Below are 5,972 nucleotides of genomic sequence, written 5' to 3' on the forward strand. Positions count from 1 at the left end.
TAACCTAGAAGAAAGAATTAACGAATTACGCAAAGAAGCCATTGATTACTCTACTAGAAAATCTTATGTCACGACCAAATTATTTTTTATCGCCAACATGATTAAGCACAACACAAGATCATCTCGCGAGTTATTAAAAGCCTTAAAAGGCGATCCCAGTGTATTGGCTACAGTTCCAGAAAAGGAGCTATTCAATCGTTCAACGTTGGATAAAAAATCTCTTTCAAAAATGGTTGAAGACCACAAAACATATATTGATCAACATGAATTTTTTGAGAGTATGAACAAAACATTTAATGAAATCACGGAAAAATTATAAATGTTCTGTACATGTGTTAATCACATGTATGATCAATACGTGTACATGTTAATTATAAAGGAGGACTACCTATGGCATTCGATCCAGAGAACAAAAACATAAAAAAGGCACTACAAAAAAATGAAACAGAACAGCAAACTGATACTAAAGATAAACTTGTTATTCCTGTTTTTAAAGATGAAGAGGAACGTACTAAGAACTATACCTTTTCACTTCAACCTAGCGCACGCAAAAGACTTGACGGTCTGGCCAAAGAACATAATTTTAAATCTGCCTCCAAATTTTTAAATGAGCTTATAAAAAATATGTGATGTCACTTTAAGGGGGGAGATATTATGGGAATTCCAATCAATGATACATTTTTGTTTACCAGCCTTATTGTCTTTTGGATAATCCCAGTCATTGGAATTGCAAAAAAGCACCTAGTAGATGACCGCCTTTTTATTCGACAGTGGTTATTTCCAATGCAGTATTGGTTACAGCTATTATTTGAAAAAATCAGTGGTAACCGTCGTATTTTCGTGAGAATTTTACAAATAATGTCCCTGTTTATTACTTATTTCTGCGGATTACTTATACTCCTTATGTTTAGTGCTTTTGATATTAATACAGCTAAGCATTTTAGTATCTTTATATTATTTGAATATTTACTTGTACCTTCTATCGCTTACTAGTTTCAACCAAAAGCTGGCAAAATATACAAGACCAAATAAAGTTGCCGCTTGGTAAGCGCTATGCTAGACTAAGATTAATTTAACAACCGAATAAAGAGATTAAGCTAAACAGAAAAAATCCCCAATTCACGAGGAATCAGGGATTTTAGGTTTAGCAAGTAGCTACAAGACAGCTACTTAGATTCAGTCGATTTTAACTTGCCGGTGAAAATCGACTGAACATTGTTCTTAATTTGTAGGTTAATTATACCGCAAACCAGTCCACAAGGACAAGTGAAGGATAGTTAAAAACAAATTAAATCCAATGGACTAAGTAGCTAACCGAAGCTATTTAGTCCATTTTTTGTTGTTAGAAATTAAAAAAGTTGCCGACTGGGCAACCAAGAAATAGACACATGCTGGTAAATTACAAAGCCTCACGGCCAAATGAACGCTTTGTAATTCAGTTAAAGCATATCAGATTTGTATTTTAAAGCAAATCAAATGTTTTAGCAACTCTCTTTTGAGACAGCGTATGTCAGTCAAGAAAGGGAGTTTTAATTATGACAAAATCAACAAATTTCAATTACTATGAAGCCGATAACGTATATGGAGCCTTATTTTTCCAATTTCCTAAAGTATTAATGTATGGCGATCAATACAAACATTTAAGCAATGACGCTAAATTAGCTTATATGGTCCTCAAAGACCGATTAGAGTATTCTTTGCGCAATAACTGGGTTGATAGTGAGGGTCATGTTTACTTTATCTTTACCAACCAAGAACTAATGGACTTGTTTAATTGCTCAAAGGGAAAAGCCATCAAAACAAAAACAGAACTGGAATCAATCGGATTACTCGTTCAGAAACAAATGGGTTTTAACCCGCAAACTAAAAAGAATGAACCGAACCGTTTATACCTATCTAAGCTTGATGTTAAAGCAACCGATGTCTATTTACGCGGTGAATATGGTCAAAATAGCCCTCAAACCCTTGCTACGAGCGGAAGTTCAAAAAATGAACTTCCGCGGGAGACCGTTAAAACCCTTGCTACGAGCGGAAGTTCAAAAAATGAACTTCCGCATAAGTTCGTTGACGACACCCCTCAAACCCTTGCTACGAGCGGAAGTTCAAAAAATGGACTTAATCTATATAAAGAACCTAAAGAAAGAGACAAAAACAGATACAATATAGATACTCAAAAGTTGGACTTTTCCACAGCCCATTTCTCACCAGCAGAAATTCAAAAGCAAAACCAGGATCTCATAAATCATGCTAATGACTTCTTAACTGATGAAGACAGTGGCTTACCGGTTTTCTTAGAACCAGAAGCCGTGCAATTACTTAGCTTCTGGTGCCGAACTCCGCAACAAATGCGGCGCTTTATTGGCATTATCTTAAACGCTAAATATGCTGTTGAAAAAGAACATAAAGATTTAGGCGTATGGATTATATTAGATGACCCTGATTTAAAAAAAATGATGACCAAAACATTAAGACGCTATTTTAATGCCCTAAGAAGCGATGAGAAACATATCAAGAATGTTGAGAACTACCTGTACGGCACCATGCAAAACCTATTTGGTGTTTGGTGGAACCAACAAGCAGCTAGAGAATATGCGGCCAAACACCCTAAAGAACAAAATATTGATAACGAGCGTTCTTGAAATTAAACGTCATATTAGCTCGTTTAAGCCGTTTTAAGTGCTACATGCATATAATTATTAAAATCGCTTTAAAATCGCTTAGAAGCAAAAATAGACACTTTGAGTGGCTGAATTGGCGCTTGGTGGAATAAACAAGCGGCTAGAGAATATGCGGCCAAACACCCTAACGATGAGCGTGCTTAAAACTAAAAAGCTATATAAGGCCATTTAAGCTGTTTTAAACAGATAGAGCATAATTATATTAAACGAGTTTTAAAATGCGCTTACGGGCACTTTAGGAACGTTGTATAAGTGCCATTGCGGAAAGGACAGCAAACTTAAATTCACAACTTTTAAAGAAGCAGGCTAATTGAGATGGTACTCAAAGATTAGTATAATGTGAGTAGTAATAAAAGGGGGGCGAGAAAATCATGGCAGTTAAGGAAAAGAAACGCGTACAAGTCCAGATTGACAAAGAATTGGCAGATAATACCGAAGCCGTTTTAAGCCAGTTAGGTCTAAACCCAACTACCGCGATCAATATGTTTTATAAGCGGATCGTAGCTGACGCAGCATTACCGTTTAAACCAGCCCTGAGCGAAGCCGAAAGAGCTAATTTAAGCCTTTTAAAGGCTACCAAAGAGACACCAGTAACAGAGTTCAAAGACGCTAAAGAAGTCGCTGATTGGCTCAATGATCCAGATGAGGACTAATGGCTTATCAGATTAAATAAATTAATAACTTGGAAGTGTGATGAACATGAAAGATACAATCACAATTAATGACTTTTTTGAAATTGCCAAAGAAACTGATTTAAAAGATTTACTTGATAAGTCATTACATGAGCCAGATCCAGAAAAGCGCAAAGTATATGACGCTTTATATACCTACTTTTTAGATAAAAGGCAAGATGAGGTTATTAAGCGAAGGGACTTTGTCCGTTGATAGATAAACCCTAATATATAATTGTTGCTGGTATTAACGGAGCAGGAAAAAGTACGCTATACGATACATTTCCCATCTTGTTTGACAAAACAAAACGGATTAACGCTGATGAACTTTTAAGACAAATGGGTGGCGATTGGCATAAAGATAGTGACAACTTAAAAGCCATGAAAGAAGAAATCAAACAACTACACTATGCTTTAGATCACCAGCAAAGTATTCACGTAGAAACAACACTGGCAGGTAGAGGCAAAGCTCAACTCAATTTGATTGACAAAGCTCACAAAAATGGGTTTGAAGTGACTTTATTATATGTTGCTTTGCGAGATGAAAATTTAGCTATCCAAAGGGTCAACGAACGGGTACAAAAAGGTGGTCACGGTGTTCCAGTAGCAACGATCAATAAACGTTATCAGCAATCCAAACATAATTTGCCATTAGTGGCCTTTAAATCTGATAAGGTCATGATCTATGATAATAGCGAAAAGTTTACCTCTGTTTATGCAAGAGAGAAGGGACAAGTTTTTAAGAACGATTTGAGGAATTTTCCTTGGATAAACCAAAATATTACTTATCCAGAAAAGGTGCAAAAGCAGTTACAAAATTTTGCAGATCAAAATCCAGAAGTAAAGCCTAAAAATGATCCAGAAAATAAAAACGATCGGCCTAGTTATTAGGTTGATCGTTTTTGAGTTTATTCGGTTTATGGGCGTTAACATAGTCAGCAAATGTTTTTAAAAGTTCTTCGGTTTGTTCGACCGAGAGGTTATCAGCTTGAAAGTATTTTTCTAATAAAGCCCCTTTTTGAATTAATCGGCGAGAACGGGCTTTGCGGGCTTGCCGATTTTCGTAGTATTTAGATTGCCGTAATTTAAAATCTTCTCGCTCAATTTTTTGTTTTAAACGCGCTTGCTGCTCGACTAGTTTTTCATATTGATTAGACATGGAATTTCCCCATCTCGTATGGCTAATGATCTACGGACTTTATCTTTAAAAATTCAGAAAATTGCTTGGCTAAAAGCTTAATCTGATCGTTAGACAAATTAGCATAATCTAAATTGGCTTGACTGATGATTTGTTTACCTAGCCGTTGTTCAATCTTATTTTTTTCGTCCTTAATTTTTTGATTAAGGGCTTTTAATTTAGCTTCTTGTTTTTCTAAGTTACTTTGAGACATAATGATTCCTCCAATCGTATTAAAAATAATCACCGACACTATATCATACAGAGAACGTTAAATCAAAGGATAGAAGTTGAAATAGCGAAGCGGAATGCATACACTATAAGTAAATTTATGGGAATCAGCAGGACGAGTGAAACGAGATCAATGCGCACTTACACATAGAATAAATTCTATGTTGTGCTAACCCCCAAAAAACCTGTATTAGAAGTCGCCGATGTCGACAACAGAAGAAAACCCATAGAATCAAAGTAAAGAGGTGACTTACATGGCAATTTTTCATATGAGTTTTAGTAATATTAGTGCTGGAAAAGGACGAAGTGCGATTGCCAGTGCGGCTTATCGAAGTGGTGAAAAATTATTTGATGATAAAGAAGGTCGCCGATATTTCTATGCCCGATCGGTAATTCCAGAAAGCTTTATTTTAACCCCCAAAAATGCACCAGAATGGGCCAGTGATCGAGAAAAATTATGGAATGAAGTTGAAAAGAACGATCGTAAATCAAACTCACGGTATGCAAAAGAATTTAACGTGGCTTTACCGGTAGAATTAAGTGAATCCGAACAGAAAGAATTACTGACAAAATATGTGCAAGAAAATTTTGTCGATCAAGGTATGGTAGCTGACGTAGCAATTCATCGCGATCACCCAGACAATCCGCATGCACATGTGATGTTAACCAATCGCCCATTTAATCCCGATGGTAGTTGGGGATTAAAAGCAAAGACGCAGTACATTAAAGATGAAAATGGCAAGCAACTTTTAACCAAAAGCGGGTTTCCAAAACAAAGAAAAATTTGGTTGGTTGATTGGGATAAAAAGGAAAAAATTAATGAGTGGCGAAAAAATTGGGCGTTGAGTGTTAATCAGTTCTTAGCACAAAAAAATATTCCGGATCGGATTAGTGAAAAATCGTTTGTCGATCAAGGGATTCAAGAGACACCTACCCAACACGAAGGCATTAACAGCCAAAGAAAAAATCGAAAAGCATTTAATCAACAAGTTAGAGCGCAAAGAAACGCTCAAGCTAAATATCATAATCTTGACGAAAAGATAAGAAATCATGAACATTTTGACGCGTTAACTGACGAGCTATCGTTCTCTGAAAAACACACAATTAGTCATCTAAGTCAGCAATTGAAAACCTATGTCGATTTAGAACATTTAGACGATAAACAGCGCATGCTATTTAATTGGAAGAACAGCTTATTAATCAAACACGCGGTTG

Annotated in this window: 9 protein-coding genes and 1 pseudogene; 8 read left to right on the forward strand and 2 right to left on the reverse strand. The window is 36.0% G+C overall.

Features of this window, described 5'->3' with window-relative positions:
• From FHL06_RS11830 to FHL06_RS11860, 7 genes and pseudogenes are all read left to right on the forward strand, one after another.
• A pseudogene (locus tag FHL06_RS11830) lies at positions 1-319 on the forward strand (ParA family protein); the annotation flags it as partial.
• A gap of 71 nt (positions 320-390) precedes the next feature.
• Positions 391-630 carry a hypothetical protein gene (locus FHL06_RS11835; RefSeq protein ID WP_041095869.1) on the forward strand — a complete coding sequence of 80 codons (240 nt, stop codon included), beginning with the start codon at positions 391-393 and terminating at the stop codon, positions 628-630.
• A 24-nt stretch (positions 631-654) separates the two neighbouring features.
• The gene (locus FHL06_RS11840) at positions 655-993 is read left to right on the forward strand and encodes a hypothetical protein (RefSeq protein WP_153386790.1); all 339 of its coding nucleotides are present in this window, start codon (positions 655-657) and stop codon (positions 991-993) included.
• A 542-nt stretch (positions 994-1,535) separates the two neighbouring features.
• Positions 1,536-2,639 (forward strand): replication initiator protein A, encoded by a 1,104-nt coding sequence (locus FHL06_RS11845; RefSeq protein WP_153386792.1) that lies wholly within the window; start codon positions 1,536-1,538, stop codon positions 2,637-2,639.
• 410 nt (positions 2,640-3,049) lie between these two features.
• Positions 3,050-3,331 (forward strand): type II toxin-antitoxin system RelB/DinJ family antitoxin, encoded by a 282-nt coding sequence (locus FHL06_RS11850; RefSeq protein ID WP_010014831.1) that lies wholly within the window; start codon positions 3,050-3,052, stop codon positions 3,329-3,331.
• A 46-nt stretch (positions 3,332-3,377) separates the two neighbouring features.
• The gene (locus FHL06_RS11855) at positions 3,378-3,563 is read left to right on the forward strand and encodes a hypothetical protein (RefSeq protein WP_056986640.1); all 186 of its coding nucleotides are present in this window, start codon (positions 3,378-3,380) and stop codon (positions 3,561-3,563) included.
• A 17-nt stretch (positions 3,564-3,580) separates the two neighbouring features.
• A complete protein-coding gene (locus tag FHL06_RS11860; protein ID WP_337692566.1) occupies positions 3,581-4,240 on the forward strand; it encodes an ATPase in 660 nt (219 codons plus the stop codon).
• Here the strand turns inward: FHL06_RS11860 and FHL06_RS11865 are convergent.
• Together FHL06_RS11865 and FHL06_RS11870 are read right to left on the reverse strand one after the other, a co-directional pair.
• Entirely contained in the window at positions 4,230-4,508 is a 279-nt protein-coding gene (locus FHL06_RS11865; protein WP_033615047.1) for a hypothetical protein, read from the reverse strand. The genes FHL06_RS11860 and FHL06_RS11865 overlap by 11 nt on opposite strands.
• 22 nt (positions 4,509-4,530) lie before the next feature.
• Positions 4,531-4,740 (reverse strand): hypothetical protein, encoded by a 210-nt coding sequence (locus FHL06_RS11870; RefSeq protein WP_153386794.1) that lies wholly within the window; start codon positions 4,738-4,740, stop codon positions 4,531-4,533.
• Between the two features lie 271 nt (positions 4,741-5,011).
• On the opposite strand from FHL06_RS11870, the gene mobQ reads away from it, so the two are divergent.
• On the forward strand, positions 5,012-5,972 hold a 961-nt coding region (gene mobQ / locus FHL06_RS11875; RefSeq protein ID WP_192917974.1), incomplete at its 3' end, for a MobQ family relaxase.

Source organism: Companilactobacillus halodurans (assembly GCF_009600985.1).
In the GTDB taxonomy this organism is placed as follows: domain Bacteria; phylum Bacillota; class Bacilli; order Lactobacillales; family Lactobacillaceae; genus Companilactobacillus; species Companilactobacillus halodurans.

What these genes read in the sequence shown, in the direction of transcription:
- FHL06_RS11835 (WP_041095869.1), top strand. Translation starts at nt 391, where the DNA reads ATGGCATTCGATCCAGAGAACAAAAACATAAAAAAGGCACTACAAAAA.
- FHL06_RS11840 (WP_153386790.1), top strand. Translation starts at nt 655, where the DNA reads ATGGGAATTCCAATCAATGATACATTTTTGTTTACCAGCCTTATTGTC.
- FHL06_RS11845 (WP_153386792.1), top strand. Translation starts at nt 1,536, where the DNA reads ATGACAAAATCAACAAATTTCAATTACTATGAAGCCGATAACGTATAT.
- FHL06_RS11850 (WP_010014831.1), top strand. Translation starts at nt 3,050, where the DNA reads ATGGCAGTTAAGGAAAAGAAACGCGTACAAGTCCAGATTGACAAAGAA.
- FHL06_RS11855 (WP_056986640.1), top strand. Translation starts at nt 3,378, where the DNA reads ATGAAAGATACAATCACAATTAATGACTTTTTTGAAATTGCCAAAGAA.
- FHL06_RS11865 (WP_033615047.1), bottom strand. Translation starts at nt 4,508, where the DNA reads ATGTCTAATCAATATGAAAAACTAGTCGAGCAGCAAGCGCGTTTAAAA.
- FHL06_RS11870 (WP_153386794.1), bottom strand. Translation starts at nt 4,740, where the DNA reads ATGTCTCAAAGTAACTTAGAAAAACAAGAAGCTAAATTAAAAGCCCTT.